This window comes from Salmonella sp. SAL4457 (assembly GCF_046548235.1).
Lineage (GTDB): Bacteria > Pseudomonadota > Gammaproteobacteria > Enterobacterales > Enterobacteriaceae > Salmonella > Salmonella enterica.
In genome coordinates this window covers 1-238 of the sequence record NZ_JBGDZO010001285.1, presented here as the reverse complement: position 1 = coordinate 238, position 238 = coordinate 1, and the positions used below count along the sequence as shown (strand labels likewise).

At 65.1% G+C, this 238-nt stretch carries 1 protein-coding gene; it reads right to left on the bottom strand.

Features of this window, described 5'->3' with window-relative positions; all coding sequences use genetic code 11:
* Positions 1 to 238, bottom strand: a 238-nt coding sequence (locus ACLJNW_RS28340) for a sensor histidine kinase (RefSeq protein ID WP_410961982.1), incomplete at both ends; no start/stop codon positions are given.

The window sequence follows — 238 nt, the reverse complement described above, 5'->3', positions numbered from 1 at the left end:
GAGCGGCATCTTCCCCGCCTCGATGCGGGAGATGTCCAGGATGTCGTTGATGAGCGAGAGCAGCGTGGACGCGTTGCTGTCGACGCGGCTCAGGTCCTTCGACTGCTCGTCGGCCAGCGGACCGGACACGCCCTGGAGCAGCATCCGCGTGTATCCGAGGATCGCGTTGAGCGGCGTCCGGAACTCGTGGGACATGTTCGCGAGGAACTGCGACTTGGCGTTACTGGCCTGCTCGAGC